This is a genomic window from Bradyrhizobium guangzhouense, assembly GCF_004114955.1.
Classification (GTDB): domain Bacteria; phylum Pseudomonadota; class Alphaproteobacteria; order Rhizobiales; family Xanthobacteraceae; genus Bradyrhizobium; species Bradyrhizobium guangzhouense.
The window spans coordinates 46176-70111 of sequence record NZ_CP030053.1; the positions used below are offsets into that span (position 1 = coordinate 46176).

Genomic DNA, 23936 nt, shown 5'->3' on the forward strand with positions numbered 1-23936 from the left:
ATGCCGGACTCCGAGCCTATTCACGACAATCCGCGCAACACGGCCAATCTGCCGGCCGTCGTGACGCCGGGCGAGGTCATGCGCCCGACGGCGGAAGGCTGGTTGCTGCGCGCGATCCGCACGCTGTTCGGCTGGAAGGCCGGATCGGTGCGCGACGATCTCCAGGTCGTGCTCGATGCGACGACGCCCGGCGACACCGGCTTCTCCGCAGTCGAGCGCACCATGCTGCGCAACATCCTCGGCCTGCACGAGCGCCGCATCGCCGACGTCATGGTGCATCGTGCCGACATCATCGCGGTGAAGCGCGACATTCCGCTCGGCGAATTGATGGACCGTTTCGAGAGGGCCGGCCATTCACGCCTCGTGGTCTACAACGAGACGCTCGACGACCCCGTCGGCATCGTCCACATCCGCGATTTGCTCGCCTTCATGACCGCGCGGGCGCGCGTGTCGGAGGCGACCAAGACCAAGCGCAAGAAGCCGCTGCCGGCCGGGCTCGATCTGAAGGCCGTGGACCTCGCGCTGCCGCTGCAGGACGCGCGCATCATCCGCAAGCTGCTCTACGTGCCGCCGTCGATGCGCGCGATCGACCTGCTGGCGCAGATGCAGGCGACGCGCATTCACCTGGCCCTCGTCGTCGACGAATATGGCGGCAGCGACGGGCTGGTCTCGCTCGAGGACATCGTCGAGCAGATCGTCGGCGAGATCGACGACGAGCATGACAGCGACGAGCCGCCGTCGATCGTGCGGCTGCCCGACAACGCCTTCATTGCCGACGCTCGCGCCAGCCTCGACGACGTGCGCACCGTCATCGGCGAAGACTTCGTCACCGGCGAGGCCGGCGAGGAGGTGGAGACGCTGGGCGGCTACCTCGTCAGCTTCGTCGGGCGCCTGCCGGTGCGCGGCGAGGTGATCTCCGGTCCCGGCAATTACGAGGTCGAGGTGCTCGATGCCGATCCGCGCCGTGTCAAGCGGCTGCGCATCTCGACCCGGAAAGAACGCCCCGCACCGCGCACCCAGCGCGAGAGAAGCCGCCGCGAGGCCACACCCGAGAGCGGCCAGCCGTCTTCCGGCGACACGCCGGCCCCGCCGCCTGCTGACGGGACCGGCCCGCAGTGACCGCATTCCAGCGTTTCAGGCAGATTGCCCTCGCCATCATCCTGACCTGGGGATGGAAGCGCGCGCTCCTCGCGATGGCATGCGGCGCGCTCTCGGTGCTGGCGCTTGCGCCGTTCAACTTCTTTCCGGTGCTGTTCATCACCTTCCCCGTGATGGTCTGGCTGATCGACGGCGCCGGTGCCGGACGCTATGGCGGCGTTCCCGCCGCAGCGTTGACCGGCTACTGCTTCGGGCTCGGCTATTTCGTTCCCGGCCTCTACTGGATCGGCATTGCCTTCTTCGTCGACGCCGACGTGTTCGCCTGGCTGACGCCGTTCGCCGTATTGGGCTTGCCGGCCTATCTCTCCATCTTCACGGCGATCGGTTTCGCGCTGGCCCGCCTGCTCTGGACCAAGGACGCCACCCGCATTCTCGCGCTCGCCGCCAGCCTCACGATCGGCGAATGGCTGCGCGGGCACGTGCTCACGGGCTTTCCCTGGAACGCCTTCGGCTATGCGCTGTCGGAGCCGCTGGCGCTGGCGCAGACCTCATCCCTGATCGGCCAATGGGGCATGACCTTCCTTGCGGTTGCGATCTTCGCGAGCCCGGCCGTGCTGATCGACCGCACGCGCGATCGCAAGCCCGCATGGCGCGTGCCGGCCGCGGCGCTCGCACTGCTGGTCGTCATGGGCATCTTCGGCGCGATCCGCATGTCGCTGCATCCGACCACGATGGTTGCGGGTGCCAAGCTGCGACTGATGCAGCCGAACCTGCAGCAGGACCTGAAATTCAACTACTCCGCCAAGGCGGAGGTGATGAAGAAATATCTGGCGTTGTCGGACCGCGCCTCCGGGCCGCAATCTTCAGGCGTGAGCGCGGCCACCATCCTGATCTGGCCGGAATCGGCGTTTCCGTTCTTCCTGACCCGCGAAGCCGACGTGATGGCCGAGATTGCCGACCTGCTGCCCAAGGGCACGGTGCTGATCACAGGCTCGGTCCGCGCGCCCGATCTGCCGCCGGGCACCCCGGTCACGCGTGCCTACAATTCGATCTATGTGATCGACCACGACGGCAGCGTGCTCGCCGTCTACGACAAGCTGCATCTGGTGCCGTTCGGCGAGTATCTTCCGTACCAGAACATCCTGGAGAAGCTCGGCCTCGAGCAGCTGACGCGCATGCGCGGCGGCTTTATTCCCGGTACGGTGCGGCACGTGCTGCCGGTGCCGAGTGCACCACCCGCGCTGCCGCTGATCTGCTACGAGGCGATCTTCCCCGGCGAGATCGGCACGCGCGACGAGCGCCCCGGCTGGATGGTGAACCTCACCAATGACGGCTGGTTCGGCATTTCGACCGGTCCGTACCAGCATCTGGAGCAGGCGCGGATGCGCGCCATCGAGCTTGGACTGCCGCTGGTCCGCTCGGCCAATACCGGCATCTCGGCGGTGATCGATCCGGTGGGACGCACGGTGGCCAGCCTCGGCCTCGGGATCGAAGGCATTTTGGATGCAAATCTGCCGACCGCAATCCCGCCCACGATCTATGCGAGAGTCGGTGACATCCCCGCAGCCATGCTGGTCGCGCTGGCCGTGATTTTGGCGGTGCGGCGTCGTGTTGCCAAACGGCATCCCTGACTGTCATCGCTAGCGATTTCCGGCGAGGCGGCCGGAATCCTTTGACAACCGTAGTCCCACGGTTGACAGACTGCACGCGGGCTCCCCATTCTGCACGGGCTGCAAAAGACAGCGGTGCATTGCTAAATTTCTCCGCAATGTTTCCCCAATCAGAGTGAAGTTTGACGTCGCTGTCACCTGAGGCAATTCTTTCCATTGCGCCGACGGTGGTGTTTGGAGGGCTGAGGAAATGTCGAAAGCGCCCAACCCTGTTGACAAATATGTCGGCAGTCGCGTGCGCATGCGCCGCATCATGTTGGGCATGAGTCAGGAAAAGCTCGGTGAAGCTTTGGGCCTGACTTTCCAGCAGATCCAGAAATACGAGAAGGGCACGAACCGGGTCGGTGCGAGCCGCATCCAGCAAATCGCAGAGATTCTGCAGGTGCCGGTGTCGTTCCTGTTCGAAGGCGGACCGAGCGGCGTCGCCGGCCCCGACGGCTTCGCCGAAGGCGCATCGCCCTCCTATGTCTCGGACTTCCTCGCGACATCGGAAGGACTGGCGCTGACCAAGGCGTTCACCCGAATCACCGATTCGAAGCTGCGCCGTTCGATCGTCGATCTCGTCGAGCAGATCGCCGCCCGCGAAGGCCCGGACAAGCGCTGAGGCGCTTTTTCATTCCGATTTGAGACTGCGCCAAATCTGGCCTATGTCGTCATTTGCGGACCGCACCTTGCGCTGCCTCCGCCTAAATGATGCGATTCGAAGGCACAGATACGTCCATGGCAAACTCCAATTCGTTCGATTCCCAAACTATCCTCGCTGGTATCCGCCGCTGGGTGGAAATCGAGACGCCGACGGAAGTGCCTGAGCAGGTCAACAAGCTGACCTCGATGGTTGCCGATCATTATCGCGATCTGCCCGTCACGCTCGAGCGTGTCGCCGGTGTCGATGGCTGCGGTGATCATCTGGCGGTGCGTTCGACCTGGGGCCAGGACCGGCCCGGTATCCTGGTGCTCAGCCATCTCGACACCGTGCATCCGATGGGCTTCATCGCGCGGCTGCCATTCAAGGTCGAAGGCGACAGCGCGTTCGGTCCCGGCATCTACGACATGAAGGGCGGCGCCTACATCGCCTATCACGCCTTTCGCGAGCTGTGCGCTGCACCTACCCGGCCGCCGCTCGGCATCACCCATCTGTTCACGTCTGATGAGGAGATCGGCAGCCCGACGTCGCGTGCGCTGATTGAGAACGAGGGGCGCAAGGCCAAGTACGTGCTGGTGACGGAACCGGCACGCGACGGCGGCAAGATCGTCACCGGACGCAAGGGCGTCGGGCGCTTCCAGGTGTTCATCAAGGGCGTGCCCGCCCATGCCGGCTCGCGGCCCGAAGACGGCCGCAGCGCGGTGCGCGAGCTCGCCAACGTGATCCAGACACTGGAAGGGATGAACGACCTGAAGCGCGGCGTCACCGTCAATGTCGGTGTGGTGCGCGGCGGCACGCGTCCCAATGTCACGCCGGAAGAGGCCTATGCCGAAGTCGATTTGCGCGTGCCTGGTATCGAGGACGCGGACGAGTTCGTCGGCAAGATCCTCGGACTGACCTCGAAGACCGATGGCGTCACCGTGACCGTGACCGGCGAGCTCAATCGCCCGCCTTACGAGAAGGGCAATGCCGGCGCCTCGCTGTACGAGCATGCGAAGACCTTGGCCGCCGAACTTGGCTTCGAGCTGATCGATACGCATACCGGCGGCGGCTCCGACGGCAATTTCACGGCGCCGCACACCGGCACGCTCGACGGGCTCGGCGTCGACGGCAAGGGCGCGCACACCCATTATGAGCAGCTCTACGTCTCCTCGCTCGAACCGCGCGCGCGCCTGCTCTATCGCCTGTACCAGACGCTGCGATGAGCGAGCGCAAATCAGATCCCGATCGCGCGGACGGCGAGCGCGCCTTCTTCGGACGGCGCAAGGGTCACAAGCTCAGGCAGCACCAGGCCGAGCTGGTCGATCAACTGCTGCCGCATCTGTCGCTCGACATCACGACGGAGAGACCGGCGAACGCCAGCGAGATCTTCGATTCCGCAGTGGAGGATCTGCGGCTCGAGATCGGCTTCGGCGGCGGCGAGCATCTCGCCGCGGAAGCGCAGAACTTTCCGACGACCGGCTTCATCGGCTGCGAGCCTTACGTCAACGGCATGGCCAAGATCCTCGCGCAGATCGAAGCTGGAAACATCGGCAACATCCGCCTGTTCGCAGGCGATGCCGCCGAGCTGCTGGCCTGGCTGCCCGATGCCTCGCTGTCGCGGATCGATTTGATCCATCCCGATCCCTGGCCGAAACGACGGCACTGGAAGCGGCGCTTCGTGCAGGACAGGACCATCGCTGCAATGGCCCGCGTGCTGAAGGCGGGCGGTGAATTCCGCTTCGTCTGCGACATCGACGATTACTGCGCTTGGACGCTGTCGCATCTGTCGCGCGCGCCGGATTTTCAATGGCTCGCGGAACGCGCCGACGATTTCCGTCAGCCCTGGGCTGGTTACACCATGACGCGTTATGGGCGAAAAGCCGCGCGCGAGGGTCGCAAGGCTGCCTATTTGCGGTTTCGACGGCGCTAGATCGTCGGCCGGTTGCGCCAGAAATTCACGACGCGCTCGGCGGTCGACGGCATCAGGCGGGTGAAGTTCATGCGCGCTTGCTCGAGATCGGCATCAGCAGGGGTGCGCTGCGGCCCGTACCACATCAGGATCAGCGCGCGCACCGTCGGCCAGCTGAGATTCAGCATGCGGCCGAGGATCAGGATCGGATCATAGCGGTCGCCCGAGATCAGGCGATCGAGGATCGACAGCCTGACGCCCGCCATCGCCGAGAGCGTGGCGACCGATTCCTCGTATTTGTGCGCCTTGGCGAAACCGAGCAGCGCGCTCTCGCCGAGATGACCGCCGCGATGCAGACCGAGCACCGTGCGTTGCGCGGCGGAGAAATCGCGCCGCGGTCCCGGCGGCAGCGAAGCCTCCTCGATCGCGGCCATCGCGCGCTTGATCTCGACCTGACGCGCCGGATTGACCACCGTGGAGAGGCGACGCCTGATGACGTCGAGCGTGCCGTCCAGGAGCTCCTTGAGGTGCTCGCCGGAGAGATCCTCGCGCTGGCCGATCTTGAGCGTCAGCACGCCGTCCTGGCTCGCACGCTTGATCAGCTCTGAATAGCCGCCCGGCGAGAAATGCGCGCCGGCATTGCCGGCGGCGCGGCGCACCACGTCGCGATCGCCGCGCTCGACCAGCACGTCGGTGATCTCGGTCGACAAGGTTGGCCGCTCCGTCATCGCCAGCAAATGGCCCTGGCCTTTCAGCCGGGCGATCTCGATCAGCGCGGCTTCATCGAGCACGGGCGAACGGCGCAGCACCGGGGCCGCCACCATGATTTCGTTTTCGCGCGCAAGCTGGCCGACCAGATGAGGCGGCGCATTGTCCAGCCGCGAGAAGCGCTCGGCGAGATCGACCCGCGCGGCAAGCTCGGCATGCGGCACGAGATCGATCAGGAGATTGTCGAAGAGATCGACCAGCTCGGGACGGAGTTTTGCGGCGTCCTGGAAGAACAGCGCGGCAATGGCGCTCGCGATTTCGCCACGACGCCGGGGATCGCCGCGTTTGACGATATCGTCCAGTCCGGGAATGAGCGACGTGGCAACGGTCATGGAACGCAACTCGAATCTGGCACGCCGTGGGCGCGCCATGGCTCAAGCCGCTCCACAATCGGGGAATTTAGGCCCCCTTCGTGAAAGAAGCGTTGCTCCCGGGGGCGCCCGTCGACGCTCCCAGGGTGCCGGCCAGAGACGCAAAAAGCCCGCATCCGCCTGCGATGGGCCTTGTCCGGACGGTCGGAAAGAGCTATATCACCGCCAATTCATCTTCTCATACGATCCGCGTAGTGAGAGTGGGCCCGAAAGGACCCGCTCTTTTTTATTACCTGAACGCGGCTTGGCGGAAGATGCGGCCCGACGCTGTCGGGAAAGTTCAGAAGCGGGCTTTGACCTCTTAGCCAAGCGTTAACCCAAACCTTACCCAAACGAGCGCCTTGACCCCTGATATGACCGGACCGACCACTGGTTCCAACGATGCCGAGTTGCTGGCCGAGCCGAGGCTCGTGGTCGAGCCAGGCGTCGCGGCACGGGTGTCGGCGGTCGCAGCACCGGTGCTCGAGGGCATGGGCTACCGCCTGGTGCGGATCCGCATTTCAGGCGAGGCCGGCTGCACCGTGCAGATCATGGCCGAGCGGCCCGACGGCTCGATGCTGCTCGAGGATTGCGAAGCGATCTCGCGGGCGCTGTCGCCCGTGCTTGATGTCGCCGACCCCATCGACCGCGCCTATCGGCTGGAGATTTCCTCGCCGGGGATCGACCGTCCGCTGGTGCGCCGCTCCGATTTCGAGCGCTATTCCGGCCATCTGGTGAAGATCGAGATGGCGGTCGCCCATGAGGGACGCAAGCGGTTCCGCGGCACGCTCGGTGCCGTCGAAGGCGATTGCGTGCATCTGCATCGCGACGATGCCAAGGCGGGCGACGATGCCGACGTGCTGCTGACGATGGAAGACATCGGTGAGGCACGGCTGGTGCTGACCGACGAGCTGATCGCCGAATCGATGCGCCGCGGCAAGGCCGAGGAGCGCCAGATGCGCCGCGAACTCGGCATCGCGCCGCCGCAGGCGCCGCACGCCGAGATCAGTGCGAAAACCACCAAGAACACCAAGCCGAAAAAGAAACCGGCACCGACCAATACCAAAAAACATCGCCTTGCCGCCGAACGCGCGCGGCGCGGCGAGATCGAGCCTGACGAAGGAGACTAGCCATGGCAGTCAGCGCCAATCGACTTGAATTGCTCCAGATCGCCGACGCCGTCGCCCGCGAGAAATCGATCGACCGCGGCATCGTCATCGCGGCGATGGAAGATGCCATCGCCAAGGCGGCGCGCGCCCGTTACGGCAGCGAGACTGACGTTCACGCCGAGATCGACCCGAAGAAGGGCGAGCTGCGGCTGTCACGCCACATGCTGGTGGTCGACAAGGTCGAAAACCACTCCAACCAGATCTCGCTGATCGACGCGCAGCGCGCCAACCCCGGCGCCCAGGTCGGCGACACCATCGCAGACACCCTGCCGCCGCTCGAATATGGTCGCATCGCCGCGCAGTCGGCCAAGCAGGTGATCGTGCAGAAGGTGCGGGAGGCCGAGCGTGACCGGCAGTATCAGGAATTCAAGGACCGCATCGGCGACATCGTCAACGGCGTCGTCAAGCGCGTCGAATATGGCAGCGTGATCGTCGATCTCGGCCGCGGTGAAGCCATCATCCGCCGTGACGAGATGCTGCCGCGCGAAGTATTCCGCAACGGCGACCGCGTCCGCGCCTACATCTTCGACGTCCGTCGCGAAACCCGCGGCCCGCAGATCTTCCTGTCCCGCACCCATCCGCAGTTCATGGCGAAGCTGTTCGCGCAGGAAGTGCCTGAAATCTACGACGGCATCGTCGAGATCAAGGCGGTTGCCCGCGATCCGGGCTCGCGCGCGAAAATCGGCGTGATTTCCCGCGATTCCTCGGTCGATCCGGTCGGCGCCTGCGTCGGTATGCGCGGCTCGCGCGTGCAGGCCGTGGTGAACGAGCTGCAGGGTGAGAAGATCGACATCATTCCGTGGTCGCCCGACATCGCGACCTTCGTGGTCAACGCGCTGGCGCCGGCCGAAGTCTCCAAGGTCGTCATCGACGAAGACCGCGAGCGCATCGAGGTCGTGGTGCCCGATACCAACAACCAGCTCTCGCTGGCGATCGGCCGCCGCGGCCAGAACGTGCGCCTCGCCTCGCAGCTCACCGGCTGGGACATCGACATCCTGACCGAGCAGGAGGAATCGGAGCGCCGCCAGGCCGACTTCGAGAACTCCACGCGCGTCTTCATGGAATCGCTCAACGTCGACGAAGTGGTCGGCCAGCTGCTGGCCTCCGAAGGCTTCACCTCGGTCGAGGAACTCGCGATGGTGGACCTCAAGGAACTCGCCGGCATCGAGGGCTTCGACGAGGAAACCGCGCAGGAGCTGCAGAGCCGTGCCCGCGAATATCTCGATCAGCAGGAAGCCGAGATCGAGGCCCGCCGCAAGGAATTGGGCGTCGAGGACGCCGTGAAGGACGTGCCCGGCGTGACCTCGAAGATGCTGGTGAAATTCGGCGAGAACGACATCAAGACGGTCGAGGACCTCGCCGGCTGCGCCACCGACGATCTGGTCGGCTGGACCGAGCGCAAGGAAGGCGGCGAGCAGACCAAGTTCGCCGGCGCGCTCGACGGTCTCGGCATTTCCCGCGACGATGCGGAAGCCATGATCATGCAGGCCCGCGTCAAGGCCGGCTGGATCACCGAGGCTGACCTCGCCAAGCCGGCCGAAGAGGCCGACGCGGCCGAAGATCAGCCGGCTTAAGGGCGAAGGAGAATGTCGCCCGGATGCTTGCCAGCACTGACAACGAACTTGACCATGGACCGCGGGCCGAAAGGTCCGCGACCATGCGCATGTGCGCGGTCAGCCGCGAGGTCCGGCCGATCGACGAGCTGATCCGCTTCGTCGTATCGCCCGCCGGCGATATAGTTCCCGATCTCAAGCGCAAGCTGCCCGGGCGCGGCATGTGGGTGACCGCCTCGCGCCAGGTGGTTGCGGAAGCCGTGCGGCGTCACCAATTTAGCAAAGCCTTCAAGCGCGAGCTGCGCACTCCTCAGACGCTTCCCGCCGACATCGAGACGCTCATGGTCCGGAGCGTGACCGAAGCCCTTGGGATTGCCGCCAAGGCGGGCCAGATCGTCGCCGGCTTCGGCAAGGTCGAGAGCGCTCTCAAGGAGGGCACGGTCGAGGTCCTGATCCATGCCAGCGACGGGGCCGCGGACGGAATCCGCAAATTGGACATGCTGGCACGGCAAAATGCCGGAAATCGCGGTACCAGGCCGCAGATTCCCGTCATCACCGCCCTGAAATCGATAGAATTGGATTTGGCACTTACCCGGTCAAATGTGATACATGCTGCCCTGCTCGCGGGCCCGGCGAGCAAGTCATTCCTGTCACGTAGCCAGATGCTGGTCCGATACCGGATGGCGGACGCTGACAAGACTGCCGAAAAGCCCGGCCAGGATTTCTGAGAGACACGACGACCCGATAGGACGGTGCGGCAACGCACAACACTGAATAAATCAGGATTAGGACTGCTGAATGGTTGATACCAAGACCCCTGACGACAAGAAGCTGAGCGTTCCGAGCAAGACGCTATCGCTCAAGCCGCGCGTCGAAACGGGCACTGTGCGCCAGAGCTTCAGCCATGGCCGCAGCAAGCAGGTCGTGGTCGAGAAGCGCGGTAAGCGCCGCATCGACGGCAGCCCTGAGCCGCAGGCGCCCACGGTTGTTGCAAAGCCGACGCCGGCTGCGCCCACGCCCGCCCCGTCGCGCCCGGCACCGCCGCGCAACGCCGGCTCCGGCGTGGTGCTGCGTACGCTGACCGAGGACGAACGCTCCGCTCGCGCCAGCGCGCTGGCTGACGCCAAGGTTCGCGAAGTCGAAGAGCGCCGCCAGGCCGAGGAAGAGGCCCAGCGCCGCGCCGTCCGCGAGGCCGCCGAACGCGCCGAGCGCGAAGCCGCCGAATCCCGCCGCAAGGCCGAGGAAGAGCGTCACCGTCACGAGGACGAGGCCAAGCGCAAGGCCGAGACCGAAGCCAAGAAGCGTTTTGGCGAAGGCGAGCAGCCGGCTTCAGGCGCGCGTCCCGCCGCAGCAGCCTCTGCCCCGGCGGCCAGCGCGCCGCGCCCCGCGCCGACCACGACGCGACCGGGAGCGACGACTACTGCCCGCCCGGCAACGACCACCACGTCACGGCCGGGTGGCCCTGTGGGTCGCGCTCCCGCCGTTGCGGCCGGACCGGACGAGGACGATGGTCCGCGCCAGATCCGTCGCGGTCCCGGCGGCGCCGCGCGTCCTGTGGTCGCGCCAAAGCCCACCCATAAGCCTGGCCCGCAGAAGGAGCGCGGCCGCCTGACGGTCGTCACCGCGCTCAATGCCGACGAAGTGCGCGAGCGCTCGATCGCCTCGTTCCGCCGCCGCACCCAGCGCCTGAAGGGCCATGCCTCGAATGAGCCAAAGGAAAAGCTCATCCGCGAGGTGGTCATTCCGGAAGCGATCACCATCCAGGAGCTCGCCAACCGCATGGCCGAGCGCGCGGTCGACGTCATCCGCATGCTGATGAAGCAGGGCGCGATGCACAAGATCACCGACGTGATCGACGCCGACACCGCACAATTGATCGCAGAAGAACTGGGTCACACCGTCAAGCGCGTTGCCGCGTCCGACGTTGAAGAAGGCCTGTTCGACGCCACCGACGATTCCACCGACACCGAGACGCGTTCGCCTGTGGTGACCGTGATGGGCCACGTCGACCACGGCAAGACTTCGCTGCTCGACGCGCTCCGGCATGCCAACGTTGTCTCCGGCGAGGCCGGCGGCATCACCCAGCATATCGGCGCCTACCAGGTCGTCTCGCCCGAGAGCGGCAAGAAGATCACCTTCATCGACACGCCCGGCCACGCCGCGTTCACCGCGATGCGCGCCCGCGGCGCCAAGGTCACCGACATCGTCGTGCTGGTGGTTGCGGCCGATGACGGCGTCATGCCGCAGACGATCGAGGCCATCAACCACGCCAAGGCGGCGCGCGTGCCGATCATTGTTGCCATCAACAAGATCGACAAGCCCGATGCCAAGCCCGAGCGTGTCCGCACCGAGCTGCTCCAGCACGAGGTGCAGGTGGAATCGTTCGGCGGTGACGTCGTCGACGTCGAAGTGTCCGCCAAGAACAAGACCAATCTCGACAAACTGCTTGAGATGATCGCGCTCCAGGCCGAAATCCTCGACCTCAAGACCAATTCGGAGCGCCCGGCCGAAGGCACCGTGATCGAAGCCAAGCTCGATCGCGGCCGTGGTCCGGTTGCGACCGTGCTGGTCCAGCGCGGCACGCTTCGTGTCGGTGACATCATCGTCGCCGGCGCCGAGATGGGCCGTGTCCGCGCGCTGATCTCGGATCAGGGCGAGACGGTGCAGGAAGCCGGCCCCTCGGTGCCGGTCGAGGTGCTCGGCTTCAACGGCCCGCCGGAAGCCGGCGACCGTCTCGCGGTGGTCGAGAACGAAGCCCGCGCCCGTCAGGTCACGAGCTACCGTGCCCACCAGAAGCGCGAGAACGCGGCGGCCTCGATATCGGGCATGCGCGGCTCGCTCGAACAGATGATGTCGCAACTGAAGACGGCGGGCCGCAAGGAATTCCCGCTGATCATCAAGGCCGACGTGCAGGGCTCGCTGGAAGCGATCCTCGGCTCGCTGGAGAAGCTCGGCACCGACGAAGTCGCCGCCCGCATCCTGCATGCCGGCGTCGGCGGCATCTCGGAATCGGACGTGACGCTCGCGGAGGGCTTCAACGCCGCGATCATCGGCTTCTCGGTTCGTGCGAACAAGGAGGCCGCTGCGGCCGCCAAGCGCAACGGCATCGAGATCCGCTACTACAACATCATCTACGACCTCGTGGACGACGTGAAGAAGGCGATGAGCGGCCTGCTCGCGCCGACCTTGCGCGAAACCATGCTGGGCAACGCCTCGATCCTGGAGATCTTCAACATCTCCAAGGTCGGCAAGGTTGCCGGCTGCCGCGTCACCGACGGCACCGTGGAACGCGGCGCCAATGTGCGCCTGATCCGCGACAACGTCGTCGTGCACGAAGGCAAGCTGTCGACGCTGAAGCGCTTCAAGGACGAAGTGAAGGAAGTCCAGGCCGGTCAGGAATGCGGCATGGCCTTCGAGAACTATCACGACATGCGTGCCGGCGACGTGATCGAGTGTTATCGCGTGGAGACGATCCAGCGCTCCCTGTAAGTCCAAATCTTACCGAAGCGCCCGGATCTTTTTGAGCTGAAATTGCGGGAGTGCGATGGCCGGATTTTTTCCGGCCATCCACGCTCCATTCGTTTCAACAGGACAAATGACAATGCTCGTGTCCCAACGCGGGCACGACGAGGTGATTTTCAACCATGCCACGGCATCATCAGAAAAAGAGTTCCGCGCCCGGCGGCTCGCAGCGCCAGCTGCGCGTCGGCGAGCAGGTTCGCCACGCGATAGCCGATATTCTGGCGCAAGGCAGCGTGCATGATGCGGATCTCGAAGGCCACATCATCACCGTGCCGGAGGTGCGGATGTCGCCCGACCTGAAGCTCGCGACAATCTACGTGATGCCGCTTGGTGGCCGCGACACCGAGCTCGTCATCGCTGCGCTCGATCGCAACAAGAAATTCCTGCGCGGCGAAGTCGCGCGGCGCGTTAACCTGAAATTTGCACCTGACATTCGCTTCCGCGTCGACGAACGATTCGACGAAGCGGAACGGATCGAGAAGCTTTTGCGAACACCTGCGGTGCAAAAGGACTTGGACAGGAATCCGGATCAGAATCCGGATTCGGATCGGGAAGAAGAACAATGATGATGGACCCCGCACACGGCACGATCGCCAGCGAAGAGCCCGATACGCGCGACGTGCAAAAAAATAGTTTTGCCGATGCCGTCGGCAATGGAATGCCGCATCAGGAGACGCGTCGCGTCAACAGCGATCCGCGCGCGGGCAAGCAGAAGGGCAATCAGGTGCGCCGCGACCGGCGCGACGTGCACGGCTGGGTCGTGCTCGACAAGCCGATCGGCATGACCTCGACGCAGGCCGTTGCCGTGCTCAAGCGCCTGTTCAATGCCAAGCGCGCGGGCCACGCCGGCACGCTCGATCCGCTCGCCTCCGGCGGCCTGCCCATTGCACTTGGGGAGGCCACCAAGACGGTCCCCTTCGTGATGGACGGCCGCAAGCGCTACCGCTTCACCGTATGCTGGGGCGAGGAGCGCGACACCGACGATATCGAAGGCCAGGTTACCGCGACGTCCGACCAGCGTCCGACCCGCGAGGCCATCCTGGCCCTGCTGCCGCGCTTCACGGGCGTGATCGAGCAGGTTCCGCCGCGCTACTCGGCGATCAAGGTCCAGGGCGAACGGGCCTACGACCTGGCCCGCGACGGCGAGGTCGTGGAGCTGGCGCCCCGTCCTGTCGAGATTCACCATTTAACCCTTGTAGATCAACCGGATAACGACAGAGCCGTGTTCGAGGCCGAGTGCGGCAAGGGTACCTATGTCCGGGCGCTCGCCCGCGATATGGGCCGGATTCTCGGCACTTTCGGCCATATCTGCGCGCTGCGGCGGACCCTGGTCGGCCCATTCAGCGAAAATGACATGATTCCGCTGGATCAGCTGGAGGCTTTGTGCGATAGAGCCGCGTCCGGCGAGGGAAGCCTCGCCGACGCGCTGATGCCCGTTGAGACCGCGCTGGACGACATCCCGGCACTGGCCGTCACTCGGGCTGATGCGGCAAGGCTCCATCGGGGCCAGGCCGTTTTGTTGCGCGGACGGGATGCGCCCACAAGTAGCGGCACAGTCTATGTCACGGTGGCAGGCCGTCTTTTGGCGCTTGCTGAGGTTGGCAATGGCGAAATCATCCCCAAGCGTGTGTTCAACCTGACCGGCTTGACTGCCTCAACCGGTCGCAACGAGAGAAATTGACGATGTCGATTGCCGCAGAACGCAAAGCGGAAGTCATCAAGACGAATGCTACCAAGGCCGGTGATACCGGTTCGCCCGAGGTTCAGGTCGCGATCCTGTCGGAACGCATCAACAACCTGACCAGCCATTTCAAGACCCACGTGAAGGACAACCATTCGCGTCGTGGCCTCTTGAAGCTGGTCTCGACCCGCCGCTCGCTCCTCGACTACCTGAAGAAGAAGGACGAGGCGCGGTACAAGGCGCTGCTCGAGAAGCACAACATTCGTCGTTAAGAGTTCTTGCGCGCGCCACTGGCGCGCGTTTTTGCGCGTGGTTTCGAGCAAAAGCGCTTATTGCAGGGTTTTTGATCGAGGCTCACGCGGACGTCCGGTGCGAGCCAATGATGCTTCGCATCCGGGGGCATGAAGCGCGAAGACCGCGGTTCGGTGTTCGCGAACGTGCCGACTGACAGTCCAGCAGCAATCCGGCGGCTGGGCGCAACGGGCAAGGTGCCCGTATGACCCGAAAGGATGGACGCCATCCGACATCCAAAGACCATGGCAGGATCGCAGGACGCTGATCACCCGCTCCGATCAGCGTCCTGCAATCTTGACATGGTTTTTGTTTTTCGAGCCGTCCCTTCTTTCGAGAACCCATGAAAGAAGACCTCTATGTTCAATAAGCATTCAGTCGAGATCGACTGGGGCGGACGCCCTCTCAAGCTCGAAACCGGCAAGATCGCACGACAGGCCGACGGCGCCGTCATCGCCACCTATGGCGAGACCGTGGTGCTCGCCACCGTCGTCGCGGCGAAGGCGCCGCGTGAAGGCGTCGACTTCCTGCCGCTGACCGTCGACTATCAGGAGAAGACCTACGCAGCCGGCCGCATTCCCGGCGGCTATTTCAAGCGCGAGGGTCGCCCGACCGAGAAGGAGACGCTGGTCTCCCGCCTGATCGACCGTCCGATCCGTCCGCTGTTCGTCGACGGCTGGCGCAACGAGACCCAGGTGATCGCCACCGTGCTGTCGCACGACATGGAGAACGATCCCGACATCGTTGCTCTGGTGGCCTCGTCGGCCGCGCTCACCCTGTCCGGCGCGCCGTTCAAGGGCCCGATCGGCGCCGCCCGCGTCGGCTTTGCCAATGACGAGTTCATCCTCAATCCGACGCTCGACGAGATGGTCGACACCCAGCTCGACCTCGTCGTCGCCGGCACTGCGGATGCCGTGCTGATGGTGGAATCGGAAGCCAAGGAGCTGAACGAGGACATCATGCTCGGCGCCGTGATGTTCGGTCACCGCCACTTCCAGCCTGTCATCAACGCGATCATCGAGCTCGCCGAGAAGGCCGCCAAGGAGCCGCGCGAAGTCACCGTGATCGACAACGCCGCGCTCGAGAAGGAAATGCTGGGCCTGGTCGAGGCGGAGCTGCGCGCCGCCTATGCCATTCCGGTCAAGCAGGATCGCTACGCCGCGGTCGGCAAGGTCAAGGAAAAGGTGATCGCCCACTACTTCCCCGAGGGGCAGGAGCCGAAATACGACAAGCTGCGCATCAGCGCCGTGTTCAAGGAGCTCGAGGCGAAGATCGTTCGCTGGAACATCCTCGACACCGGCAAGCGCATCGACGGCCGTGACTCTAAGACCGTGCGCAACATCATCGCCGAAGTCGGCGTGCTGCCGCGCGCCCACGGCTCGGCGCTGTTCACCCGCGGCGAGACCCAGGGCCTGGTCGTGACCACGCTCGGCACCGGCGAGGACGAGCAGTACATCGACGCACTGTCGGGAACGTACAAGGAGACGTTCCTGCTGCACTACAACTTCCCTCCCTACTCGGTCGGTGAGACCGGCCGCCTCGGCGGCACCAAGCGCCGCGAGATCGGCCACGGCAAGCTGGCCTGGCGCGCGATCCATCCGGTGCTGCCGCCGCATCACGAGTTCCCGTACACGATCCGCGTGGTCTCCGAGATCACCGAATCCAACGGCTCCTCGTCGATGGCGTCGGTCTGCGGCGCCTCGCTCGCGCTGATGGACGCCGGCGTGCCGTTGAAGCGGCCGACCGCGGGCATCGCGATGGGCCTGATCCTCGAAGACAAGCGCTTCGCGGTTCTCTCGGACATCCTCGGTGACGAGGACCATCTCGGCGACATGGACTTCAAGGTCGCCGGCACGGAAGCCGGCATCACCTCGCTGCAGATGGACATCAAGATCGAGGGCATCACCGAAGAGATCATGAAGGTGGCGCTCGGCCAGGCCAAGGAAGGCCGCATCCACATCCTCGGCGAGATGGCGAAGGCGCTCACCAACGCCCGCGCCGAGCTCGGCGAATATGCGCCGCGCATCGAGACCTTCAAGATCGCCACCGACAAGATCCGCGAAGTGATCGGCACCGGCGGCAAGGTGATCCGCGAGATCGTCGAGAAGACCGGCGCCAAGGTCAACATCGAGGACGATGGCACCGTGAAGGTCGCATCCAGCGACGGCGAGGCGATGAAGGCCGCGATCAAATGGATCAAGTCGATCGCGTCCGATCCGGAAGTCGGCCAGATCTATGACGGCACCGTCGTCAAGGTGATGGAGTTCGGCGCCTTCGTGAACTTCTTCGGTTCGAAGGACGGCCTCGTCCACATCAGCCAGCTCGCGGCCAACCGCGTGCAGAAGACCTCCGACGTCGTCAAGGAAGGCGACAAGGTCAAGGTCAAGCTGCTCGGCTTCGACGACCGCGGCAAGACCCGCCTGTCGATGAAGGTCGTCGACCAGACCACCGGCGAGGACCTCGAAGGCAAGGACAAGGGCGGCGAGGGCGAGAAGGCCCCGCGCGAAGCGGCCGGCGAGTAATCGCTTCAGCCACATCGGAAACACGAAGGGCGGCCGAAAGGCCGCCCTTTTTGTTTGTGTTCGGGAGTGAGCGACCTCTCCCGCGAGCGGGAGAGGTGCAACAAACTCAGGCCACGATGTCGAACCGGTCGAGGTTCATCACCTTGGTCCAGGCCTTGGCGAAATCAGCCACGAACTGCTGCTTGGCGTCCGACGAGGCATAGACCTCGGCGAAGGCGCGGAGCTGCGAGTGCGAGCCGAAGATCAGATCGGCGCGCGTGGCGGTCCACTTCACCGCGTTGGTCTTGCGGTCGCGGCCCTCGTAGGAGCCGTCGGCCGCCGGCGTCCACGCCGTGCTCATGTCGAGCAGGTTGACGAAATAGTCGTTGGACAGCGTTCCCACCTTTGAGGTGAAGACGCCGGCCTTCGAGCCATTCGCATTGGCGCCGAGCACACGCAGGCCGCCGACCAGCACGGTCAGCTCAGGCCCCGTGAGCTTGAGAAGCTGCGCGCGATCAACAAGCGCCTCTTCCTGATGCATGAACTGATGCTTCTTGCCGACATAGTTGCGGAAGCCATCGGCCCGCGGCTCGAGCGGAGCAAAGGACTCGACGTCGGTCTGATCCTGCGTCGCATCCATGCGGCCCGGCGTGAAACCAACCTTGACGTCGACGCCGGCATCCTTGGCGGCCTTCTCGACCGCGGCAGAACCGCCGAGCACGATCAGGTCGGCGATCGAGACCTTCTTGGCGCCCGACGAGGCGTTGAAGTCCTTCTGGATCGCTTCGAGCTTGCCGAGCACCTTGGAGAGCTGGGCCGGCTGGTTCACCTCCCAGTCCTTCTGCGGGGCAAGACGGATACGCGCACCGTTGGCGCCACCGCGCTTGTCCGAGCCGCGGAACGTCGAGGCCGAAGCCCAGGCGGTCGAGACCAGCTCGGACACCGAGAGACCCGAAGCCAGGATCTTCGACTTCAGCGATGAGATATCCTGTTCGGATACCAGCTCGTGATTCACCGCCGGAATCGGATCCTGCCAGATCAACGTCTCCTTCGGCACCAGCGGGCCGAGATAGCGCTGGACCGGGCCCATGTCGCGGTGGGTGAGCTTGAACCAGGCGCGGGCAAAGGCGTCCGCGAACTGATCGGGGTTTTCCAGGAAGCGGCGCGAGATCTTCTCATAGGCCGGATCGAAGCGCAGCGAGAGGTCGGTGGTCAGCATCGTCGGCCGGTGCTTCTTCGACTTGTCGAACGGATCTGGAATGATCGCGTCGGCACCCTTGGCGGTCCACTGGTTCGCACCGCCCGGGCTCTTGGTCAGCTCCCATTCGTACTTGAACAGGTTCTCGAAGAAGTTGTTGCTCCACTTCGTCGGCGTCGTGGTCCAGGTCACTTCGAGACCGCTGGTGATGGAATCACCGGCGAGGCCCGTGGCGTGCTTGCTCTTCCAGCCGAGGCCCTGGTCTTCCAGCGCGCCCGCTTCCGGCTCGGGGCCAACCAGCGACGGATCGCCGGCGCCATGGGTCTTGCCGAAGGTGTGGCCGCCCGCGATCAGCGCGACGGTTTCCTCGTCGTTCATCGCCATGCGGAAGAAGGTCTCGCGGATGTCCTTGGCCGCGGCGACCGGATCCGGCTTGCCGTTCGGGCCTTCCGGATTGACGTAGATGAGGCCCATCTGCACCGCACCGAGCGGCTCGGCGAGCTGACGCTCGCCGCTGTAGCGCTCATCGCCCAGCCAGGTGCCTTCCGGACCCCAATAGAGCTCTTCCGGCTCCCAGACGTCGGCGCGACCGCCGGCGAAGCCAAACGTCTTGAAGCCCATCGACTCCAGCGCGACGTTGCCGGCGAGCACCATCAGATCGGCCCAGGAAATCTTGCGGCCGTATTTCTGCTTGATCGGCCAAAGCAGCCGGCGCGCCTTGTCGAGATTGGCGTTATCGGGCCAGGAGTTGAGCGGAGCGAAGCGCTGCTGACCGGCACCGGCGCCGCCGCGGCCGTCGGTGATGCGGTAGGTGCCCGCGCTGTGCCAGGCCATGCGGATCATGAGGCCGCCATAGTGACCGAAGTCGGCGGGCCACCATTCCTGCGAGTCCGTCATCAGGGCGGTCAGGTCCTTGATGACCGCGTTCAGGTCGAGCGACTTGAATTCCTTGGCGTAGTCGAACGCCTCGCCCATCGGATCGGACAGGCCGGAATTCTTGTGCAGCATCTCGATGCTGAGATTGGTGGGCCACCAGTCGCGGTTCGCTGGCACGCGTTTGCCGCCCGAAAACGGGCACTTCGAAGTGTCGTCCATGAATACCTCCTCTGGTGGCGTCGCACTCGCGCCATTGACCAGGTCGAGGCACTGTAAGCGCCGCGTTCGATCAGGGGAAGTTGACTTTAGTGATCGCTGCGATAGGATTTTCTGATGATCAATCTGACGCTACGCCAGCTGCGCTATTTCGACGCATTGGCGCGCCATGGTCATTTCGGCCGCGCCGCGGAGTCTTGTTCCATCTCGCAGCCGGCGCTGTCGATGCAGATCAAGGAACTCGAGGAGGCGCTCGGCGGGCTGCTGCTGGAGCGCAGCGCCCGGCAGGTTGCGCTGACCCGGTTCGGCGAGGAGCTCGCGCAGCGCGTCCGTGACATCCTGCGTTCGGTCGATGAACTCGGCGATTTCGCCCGCGCCTCGCAGGACCGTTTTGCCGGGCGCCTGCGCATCGGCATGATCCCGACCATCGCACCGTACCTGCTGCCCAAGATCACCAAGAACCTCACGCGGATGCATCCGGAGCTCGACATCCGCGTGCGCGAGACGATGACGCCGCGGTTGATCCAGGAGCTGGTCGAAGGCCGGCTCGACACCGCGATCGTCGCCCTGCCGGTCTCCGAGCCCTCGCTCACCGAGGTCGCCTTGTTCGAGGAGAAATTCCTGCTGGTGCGGCCGGGTACGGATGCGGGCACCCCGGCGCCGTCGCGCGAGATGATGCGCGAGATGCGGCTGTTGCTGTTAGAGGAGGGCCATTGTTTCCGCGACCAGGCGCTGTCGTTCTGCAACATGCAGTCGGCGCCGCCGCGCGAGATGCTGGACGCAAATTCGCTGTCGACGCTGGTCCAGATGGTCAGCGCGGGCATCGGCGTCACGCTGATTCCGGAGATGGCCGTGTCGGTGGAGACGCGATCGGCCTCGGTCTCGCTGTCGCGCTTCCGCGATCCCGAGCCTTCGCGCACCATCGGCATGGTCTGGCGCAAGACCAGCCCGCTGGCGCGCCAGCTCCTGCAAATCTCCGAGGTGGTGTGCCTGTCCGCCGGCAAGGCACGACCGCGGCAGGCCGCGCGCGGGCAAAAGGCTTGAAGCCGCTATGTCAGATCTGATCATCCGCCCGGCCCGCACCGACGAATATGACGAGATCGGCCGCGTCTGGATGGAGAGCTGGGTGTCGACCGGTCTCGCCGAGGTCAGCGAATTCCTGCTGGCGAACCTGCGTGCACGCATCCGACGCGAGATCGAAAACGGTTGGACCCTGTTCGTCGCCGACGATTTCGGCACAATCGCCGCCATGCTGGCGCTGCATCTGCCAAAACTCTATCTCGACATGCTCTTCGTCGGGCCCGCCTACCAGGGCCAATCGCTCGGTCGCAAGCTGCTCGCCTTCACGCGCACGCAGATGCCCGACGAGATGTCCCTGCGCTGCGTCCGCGAGAACGAGAAGGCCTGGCGCTGGTATGAGCGCGAAGGCTTTGTGTTCGAGAAGGAAGAGGTCGAGCCGTCGAATGGGTTCGTGATGAAATACTACCGGTGGAAGCGGCCCACGCGGTAGGCGTCGAACTCCGGCCGCAGCTTGCGGTTGTCACGATCCCCACCTAGTGTGGCGAGACTGACGACCTCCTGCCTCTGATCTCCCGGAATCCATGCTCCGCATTGCTGTCTCGCTGATCGTGCTCTCGTCCATTTGGACCTCGGCAGTCGCGCAAACTCCTCCAACACCCGCCGTGCCTCCCGCTCGGACTGCGGCGCCGGCCAAGCCGGCGGTCAAGCGGGCAGCGCCGAAGGCCAAGCCGGCTGCACAACAGCCGGTCGCGGCGGAGAGCGTCCCGTGTCAGATCCATTGCTGCGTGACAGCACACGCAGCCTGCTCACGACTCAGCTGGACAAGTATCTACCCGCATACATCAAGGGCGAGTGAGCACCCTTGCTGACGGGACGCGACAAAGCATATCGCTGGTCCGCTTCCTGCGGCTGGCCGCATTTGACGTTCTGGCTCGGGTGGTCGTCACTGCGGCTGTCCTGTGGTGCTTTTCGACATCTGCTTCGGCGCAGACCAAATCGGAAACACGAGGGACGCAGACGGCAGGACCGGCGGTCAAGCAAGCCAACAGCAAATCGGCTGCTGGTCGTGAAGCGACGGGCAAGCCCGTGGCCGGTGGCTCGTGCGACTTCGGTGTCGTGGTCACCACCGGCGATGAATTCACCGTGCAGACGACCGGGCTCACCATATACCAGTATAAGAAGGTGGTGGTCCCGATCCCGGGCTGGGGGCTCAAGGATCTGATCTTCGCGCGGACTCGCGCCGCGATCCCTGCCGGCGTGTCCGTTCTGAGAATCCCCTACAACCCGGCGAAATTTCCTCCCCGCGATGAGTCCAAGGACACATTGAAGGATAGGTTGTTTCGCGATCTCGACGCGGAGCTGTCCGGATACATGCGCGAGGTCGCGAAAGGAACGAATTGCCGGCACTACATCCAGATCCTCAATTCAATCAGCCCTATCGGCACATCGAACTATACGGTCCGCGGTTTCGGCATCCTCAACCAGGATGTGGTGCTAGGGCGTCGCATCTTTCTGTATGCCCTGGCGTTTATCCGCATTTTTGACGGGCGCGACTTCTCCGTTGTCAGACAGAGCTCTGCGCTGATCAACCTGCATCATTCCCTGGTGGTACAGAGGCTTCTGGGCAGGCTAGTCGGCGGCCCCTATCGCGAATTACCTGCAGAATCGTTTCCAACGCGCCCTGAAGATGCCGCCGAAAATCCCGCACTGCGCGACGGCGTGCGCGCCATGCTGACCGAAAGCCTCGACAAGACGCTGCCGCTTTTGCTCGGGGTTCGATCAGCAGCGCGTCAAAGCGGCGCAAAAGAACGTTGACCCACATGTCGTTCACACCGCTTGCCGTCTGCCTAGGCGTAGTGCGTTGCGGATAAACGGCAAACGCGGCATGAATTGCGCGCTGTTGGCCTTCCGACGATGAAAGGTTACCACCATGATCAAGCTCTACTGGTCGCCGCGTTCCCGTTCGTTCTCGACACTCTGGCTGATGGAAGAGAGCGGGCTGCCCTATGAGCGCGTGCTGACCGACATCTCGACGGGCGCGCAGAAGGCGCCGGACTATTTGAAGATCAACCCGATGGGCAAGGTGCCGGCGCTTGCCGATGGCGACGCCGCGCTCGGCGAAGCCGCGGCGATCTGCGCCTATATTGCTGACCGCTATCCGGAGACGAAGCTCGCGCCAGCCGTGACCGACCCGCGCCGCGCGCGTTATCTGCAATGGCTGTTCTTTTCGCCGAGCTGCATCGAGCCGGCGATCATCCAGATCTTCACCAAGATCGAGGTGCCGACTTCGACCGCCGCGTGGGGCAGCGCGACGCAAGTGTTCGACGTGCTGGAAGCGGCGCTCGAAAAGGGGCCGTGGATTCTCGGCGAAGAGTTTTCCGCGGCTGACATCACGATCGGCGCGGGTTTGAATTTCGCGGTGCGCCTGTTCAAGATGGTGCCGTCGCGCCCGGCCTTCGATGCCTACATCGCACGCTGCATGGCGCGGCCGGCGTTCCAGCGCGCGGAGAAGATCGCGGCGGGTTAGCCGTCCGCCTTCAAATCGTCCGGCCGCGGCATCAGCACGATGTTGTAGCCGGAATCGACGTAGTGGATTTCGCCGGTCACGCCGCCGGAGAGATCGGACAGCAGATACAGCGCCGAACCGCCGAGCTCGTCGAGCGTGACGCCGCGGCGAAGCGGCGAATGCTTCTGCATGAAGGCGAACATCGCCCGCGCCTCGCCGATGCCGGAGCCGGCCAGCGTGCGGATGGGGCCGGCGGAGATCGCATTGACGCGGATGCCGTGCGGTCCGAAATCGGAGGCGAGATAACGCACCGAGGCTTCCAGCGCCGCCTTGGCCACGCCCATCACGTTGTAGTTCGGCATCGATCGCTCCGAGGCGCCGAAGGTCAGCGTGATCATGCTGCCACCGTCCGTCATCAGCTCGGCCGCGCGTTTTGCCACCTCGGTAAACGAGAAGCAGGAAATCACCATGGTACGCGAAAAGTTCTCGCGGCTGGTGTCGGCGTAGCGGCCCTTCAGCTCGTTCTTGTCGGCGAAGCCGATCGCGTGGATGACGAAATCGAGTTTGCCCCACTTCTCACGCAGCGCAGCGAAGGTCGCATCGACGCTGGCGATGTCCTCGACGTCGCACGGCAGCACCAGCTCCACGCCAAGCGATTCCGCCAGCGGCTTGACGCGCTTGCCGAGCGACTCGCCCTGGAAGGTGAAGGCAAGCTCGGCGCCGTGAGCATGCAGCGTCTTCGCCATGCCCCAGGCGATCGAATGATCATTGGCGATGCCCATGATCAGACCGCGCTTGCCGTTCATCAAACCTTCCATTGCCTAGCGGCTCCCATGATTTCGGTGTCATCGCCCGGCTTGACCGGGCGATCCAGTATTCCAGAGACAGCAGCAATTGAATCGAGAGGCCACGGCGTACTGGATGCCCCGGTCAAGCCCAGGGGAATCGCATGTGGGTTTGAGGGTGGTATTGCGCGGGCCAGC

20 protein-coding genes are annotated in these 23936 nt (G+C 64.5%); 17 read left to right on the forward strand and 3 right to left on the reverse strand.

The features are described 5' to 3' along the window. From XH91_RS00210 to trmB, 5 genes are all read left to right on the forward strand, one after another. Window positions 1-1119: a hemolysin family protein gene (locus XH91_RS00210; RefSeq protein ID WP_164933564.1), complete on the forward strand. Its 1119-nt coding sequence runs from the start codon at window positions 1-3 to the stop codon at window positions 1117-1119. Then, entirely contained in the window at window positions 1116-2729 is a 1614-nt protein-coding gene (gene lnt / locus XH91_RS00215; protein ID WP_128948730.1) for an apolipoprotein N-acyltransferase, read from the forward strand. Before XH91_RS00210 ends, lnt begins: the two co-directional genes overlap by 4 nt. A 229-nt stretch (window positions 2730-2958) precedes the next feature. Next, a complete protein-coding gene (locus XH91_RS00220; RefSeq protein WP_057746952.1) occupies window positions 2959-3372 on the forward strand; it encodes a helix-turn-helix domain-containing protein in 414 nt (137 codons plus the stop codon). Window positions 3373-3458: 86 nt separating this feature from the next. Then, window positions 3459-4616, forward strand: a complete 1158-nt coding sequence (locus XH91_RS00225) for a M20 family metallopeptidase (protein ID WP_128948731.1) — start codon at window positions 3459-3461, stop codon at window positions 4614-4616. Beyond that, a complete protein-coding gene (trmB, locus tag XH91_RS00230) occupies window positions 4613-5323 on the forward strand; it encodes a tRNA (guanosine(46)-N7)-methyltransferase TrmB (RefSeq protein ID WP_128948732.1) in 711 nt (236 codons plus the stop codon). Before XH91_RS00225 ends, trmB begins: the two co-directional genes overlap by 4 nt. On the opposite strand, the gene XH91_RS00235 is transcribed toward trmB, so the two are convergent. Continuing rightward, window positions 5320-6402 (reverse strand): DUF2336 domain-containing protein, encoded by a 1083-nt coding sequence (locus XH91_RS00235; RefSeq protein ID WP_128948733.1) that lies wholly within the window; start codon window positions 6400-6402, stop codon window positions 5320-5322. The two genes, trmB and XH91_RS00235, sit on opposite strands and share 4 nt — an antisense overlap. Before the next feature lie 392 nt (window positions 6403-6794). Here XH91_RS00235 and rimP point away from each other — a divergent pair, with 392 nt between their 5' ends. The 8 genes from rimP to pnp all read left to right on the forward strand — a co-directional run bounded on the left by rimP (window position 6795) and on the right by pnp (window position 17158). After that, complete coding sequence (gene rimP, locus XH91_RS00240) at window positions 6795-7550, forward strand: ribosome maturation factor RimP (protein ID WP_128948734.1); 756 nt, start codon at window positions 6795-6797, stop codon at window positions 7548-7550. Between the two features lie 2 nt (window positions 7551-7552). Continuing rightward, window positions 7553-9163, forward strand: coding sequence for a transcription termination factor NusA (gene nusA / locus XH91_RS00245; RefSeq protein ID WP_128948735.1), 1611 nt, complete (start codon window positions 7553-7555; stop codon window positions 9161-9163). A gap of 23 nt (window positions 9164-9186) precedes the next feature. Then, the gene (locus XH91_RS00250) at window positions 9187-9870 is read left to right on the forward strand and encodes an RNA-binding protein (protein ID WP_128948736.1); all 684 of its coding nucleotides are present in this window, start codon (window positions 9187-9189) and stop codon (window positions 9868-9870) included. Window positions 9871-9940: 70 nt separating this feature from the next. After that, entirely contained in the window at window positions 9941-12631 is a 2691-nt protein-coding gene (infB, locus tag XH91_RS00255; protein WP_128948737.1) for a translation initiation factor IF-2, read from the forward strand. A gap of 155 nt (window positions 12632-12786) precedes the next feature. Continuing rightward, window positions 12787-13230, forward strand: coding sequence for a 30S ribosome-binding factor RbfA (rbfA, locus tag XH91_RS00260; RefSeq protein ID WP_128948738.1), 444 nt, complete (start codon window positions 12787-12789; stop codon window positions 13228-13230). Then, a complete protein-coding gene (gene truB, locus XH91_RS00265) occupies window positions 13227-14345 on the forward strand; it encodes a tRNA pseudouridine(55) synthase TruB (protein ID WP_164938233.1) in 1119 nt (372 codons plus the stop codon). Before rbfA ends, truB begins: the two co-directional genes overlap by 4 nt. 2 nt (window positions 14346-14347) lie before the next feature. Continuing rightward, window positions 14348-14617, forward strand: a complete 270-nt coding sequence (rpsO, locus tag XH91_RS00270; protein WP_028133641.1) for a 30S ribosomal protein S15 — start codon at window positions 14348-14350, stop codon at window positions 14615-14617. Window positions 14618-14995: 378 nt separating this feature from the next. Continuing rightward, window positions 14996-17158 (forward strand): polyribonucleotide nucleotidyltransferase, encoded by a 2163-nt coding sequence (pnp, locus tag XH91_RS00275; protein WP_128948739.1) that lies wholly within the window; start codon window positions 14996-14998, stop codon window positions 17156-17158. A 106-nt stretch (window positions 17159-17264) separates the two neighbouring features. Here the strand turns inward: pnp and katG are convergent, their stop codons facing one another. Continuing rightward, a complete protein-coding gene (gene katG / locus XH91_RS00280; protein ID WP_128948740.1) occupies window positions 17265-19430 on the reverse strand; it encodes a catalase/peroxidase HPI in 2166 nt (721 codons plus the stop codon). A gap of 114 nt (window positions 19431-19544) precedes the next feature. On the opposite strand from katG, the gene XH91_RS00285 reads away from it, so the two are divergent. The 4 genes from XH91_RS00285 (at window position 19545) to XH91_RS00305 (ending at window position 22974) form a co-directional block, all read left to right on the forward strand. After that, entirely contained in the window at window positions 19545-20471 is a 927-nt protein-coding gene (locus XH91_RS00285) for a hydrogen peroxide-inducible genes activator (protein WP_128948741.1), read from the forward strand. A gap of 7 nt (window positions 20472-20478) precedes the next feature. After that, window positions 20479-20937 (forward strand): GNAT family N-acetyltransferase, encoded by a 459-nt coding sequence (locus XH91_RS00290; RefSeq protein ID WP_128948742.1) that lies wholly within the window; start codon window positions 20479-20481, stop codon window positions 20935-20937. 362 nt (window positions 20938-21299) lie between these two features. Next, window positions 21300-22262: a hypothetical protein gene (locus tag XH91_RS00300; protein WP_245477259.1), complete on the forward strand. Its 963-nt coding sequence runs from the start codon at window positions 21300-21302 to the stop codon at window positions 22260-22262. 115 nt (window positions 22263-22377) lie between these two features. Then, window positions 22378-22974, forward strand: coding sequence for a glutathione S-transferase family protein (locus XH91_RS00305; protein ID WP_128948743.1), 597 nt, complete (start codon window positions 22378-22380; stop codon window positions 22972-22974). Here the strand turns inward: XH91_RS00305 and fabI are convergent. Then, the gene (gene fabI / locus XH91_RS00310) at window positions 22971-23771 is read right to left on the reverse strand and encodes an enoyl-ACP reductase FabI (protein ID WP_128948744.1); all 801 of its coding nucleotides are present in this window, start codon (window positions 23769-23771) and stop codon (window positions 22971-22973) included. The genes XH91_RS00305 and fabI overlap by 4 nt on opposite strands. Window positions 23772-23936 lie beyond the last annotated feature (165 nt).

Bases quoted from the DNA above. Each gene is read 5' to 3' on its own strand.
- nusA (WP_128948735.1), top strand. From the start codon at position 7,553: ATGGCAGTCAGCGCCAATCGACTTGAATTGCTCCAGATCGCCGACGCC.
- XH91_RS00285 (WP_128948741.1), top strand. From the start codon at position 19,545: ATGATCAATCTGACGCTACGCCAGCTGCGCTATTTCGACGCATTGGCG.
- rimP (WP_128948734.1), top strand. From the start codon at position 6,795: ATGACCGGACCGACCACTGGTTCCAACGATGCCGAGTTGCTGGCCGAG.
- XH91_RS00225 (WP_128948731.1), top strand. From the start codon at position 3,459: ATGATGCGATTCGAAGGCACAGATACGTCCATGGCAAACTCCAATTCG.
- truB (WP_164938233.1), top strand. From the start codon at position 13,227: ATGATGATGGACCCCGCACACGGCACGATCGCCAGCGAAGAGCCCGAT.
- rpsO (WP_028133641.1), top strand. From the start codon at position 14,348: ATGTCGATTGCCGCAGAACGCAAAGCGGAAGTCATCAAGACGAATGCT.
- XH91_RS00210 (WP_164933564.1), top strand. From the start codon at position 1: ATGCCGGACTCCGAGCCTATTCACGACAATCCGCGCAACACGGCCAAT.
- XH91_RS00220 (WP_057746952.1), top strand. From the start codon at position 2,959: ATGTCGAAAGCGCCCAACCCTGTTGACAAATATGTCGGCAGTCGCGTG.
- katG (WP_128948740.1), bottom strand. From the start codon at position 19,430: ATGGACGACACTTCGAAGTGCCCGTTTTCGGGCGGCAAACGCGTGCCA.
- XH91_RS00305 (WP_128948743.1), top strand. From the start codon at position 22,378: ATGATCAAGCTCTACTGGTCGCCGCGTTCCCGTTCGTTCTCGACACTC.
- fabI (WP_128948744.1), bottom strand. From the start codon at position 23,771: ATGGAAGGTTTGATGAACGGCAAGCGCGGTCTGATCATGGGCATCGCC.
- XH91_RS00290 (WP_128948742.1), top strand. From the start codon at position 20,479: ATGTCAGATCTGATCATCCGCCCGGCCCGCACCGACGAATATGACGAG.
- infB (WP_128948737.1), top strand. From the start codon at position 9,941: ATGGTTGATACCAAGACCCCTGACGACAAGAAGCTGAGCGTTCCGAGC.
- rbfA (WP_128948738.1), top strand. From the start codon at position 12,787: ATGCCACGGCATCATCAGAAAAAGAGTTCCGCGCCCGGCGGCTCGCAG.
- trmB (WP_128948732.1), top strand. From the start codon at position 4,613: ATGAGCGAGCGCAAATCAGATCCCGATCGCGCGGACGGCGAGCGCGCC.
- XH91_RS00235 (WP_128948733.1), bottom strand. From the start codon at position 6,402: ATGACCGTTGCCACGTCGCTCATTCCCGGACTGGACGATATCGTCAAA.
- pnp (WP_128948739.1), top strand. From the start codon at position 14,996: ATGTTCAATAAGCATTCAGTCGAGATCGACTGGGGCGGACGCCCTCTC.
- XH91_RS00250 (WP_128948736.1), top strand. From the start codon at position 9,187: ATGCTTGCCAGCACTGACAACGAACTTGACCATGGACCGCGGGCCGAA.